The organism is Halocalculus aciditolerans (assembly GCF_014647475.1).
GTDB lineage: Archaea > Halobacteriota > Halobacteria > Halobacteriales > Halobacteriaceae > Halocalculus > Halocalculus aciditolerans.
This window is the reverse complement of record NZ_BMPG01000015.1, coordinates 1-1544: the sequence shown is the minus strand read 5'-3', so window position 1 is coordinate 1544 and position 1544 is coordinate 1. Positions and strand designations below refer to the sequence as shown.

Here is a 1544-nt window from a genome sequence, read left to right as displayed (position 1 = left end):
CCCCACCTCCCCGAAAATTCCGCTGAATCACCAAAATAATGTACGGGGGAGATGCATGAATTCTGGCCCCAAAAGTTGAACGCCCCTCCCAAAACCAGAGTTTACATATTTTTTCAACCCCATTTATCAACCATATACCAACTTCAACCAATACCAAGATAACAACCCTCCCGTAACCATATAGTATCAACATCAATTATTGTATCATTCAAATTCAAACAACATATACAAATCTCTCAATATTCACTTCACCTATCTTTATGTTATGTTTATAATCTATGCCACTACACTCAGACACAATATACATAAAACAAAATCAAATCATAAATCTCAAACCCTTATATTACACCAACCCCAATCGAACCCCACCTCCCCGTGACAACCCCCAATTTTACCGAAATAATGTACGGGGGAGATGCATGAATTTTCCGCCCCAAATTTGAACGCCCCTCCCAAAACCGAATTTTCCGATATTTTCTAACCATCATTTTACCACAACCACCAAGCACAACCATAAACAACCCATACCTACACTAACACACAATACAATATCAGCATTAACTCTATAACAACAAAAATTCAAATCTCTTATAACATATTCTACACACAACTCACAGTATATCACCTCGCAACCACCATACTCTTTCATAACTCAAATCCATAAATCACACACACTATAATATACCCAATAGCCTATATTACACCAACCCCAATCGAACCCCACCTCCCCGAAAATTCCGCAAATTCACGAAAATAATGTACGGGGGAGATGCATGAATTCTGGCCCCAAAAGTTGAACGCCCCTCCCAAAAACCAAATTTCCGATTTATCCGAACCTATAAACACCAACACCAACACCAACATAAACACAAACACACCATAACCTACACCATAAAACAATTCACACTACAACATATTCACAACCATTAAACATAATATACACTTACTCACTATACTACACAAAACTCACTGTACTCTGTCCAAACAACTACCACTCAATGTATCACATAATCTATAACATACTATACAAAGTTTCAAATTAATATCACACCGTCTATATTACACCAACCCCAATCGAACCCCACCTCCCCGAAAATCCCGCAGATTCACGAAAATAATGTACGGGGGAGATGCATGAATTCTGGCCCCAAAAGTTGAACGCCCCTCCCAAAACACAATTCTCCCAATTTCTTATACCACCATTTTATACCGTAACCAATAATCTCCAACATTCTTATAACAAACATCAACATAGAATCAACATCAAGTATACATCTAACACATACACTATCACATACTCTCACATCTTCACCTCATTGTATACTATCTATCACTGTAACTCACAAATTCAACTACAATAACTAAACAACCATACTTCATAACACCTCCACCTCCCGCTCAAGCCCTATATTACACCAACCCCAATCGAACCCCACCTCCCCGAAAATTCCGCTGAATCACCAAAATAATGTACGGGGGAGATGCATGAATTCTGGCCCCAAAAGTTGAACGCCCCTCCCAAAACCAGAGTTTACATATTTTTT

1 protein-coding gene is annotated in these 1544 nt (G+C 38.8%); it reads right to left on the bottom strand.

The window, feature by feature from the left end; genetic code table 11:
• A partial coding sequence (locus tag IEY26_RS17600; protein WP_229774210.1) for a hypothetical protein occupies nt 1-193 on the bottom strand: 193 nt, incomplete at its 3' end.
• Between the last annotated feature and the right edge of the window lie 1351 nt (nt 194-1544).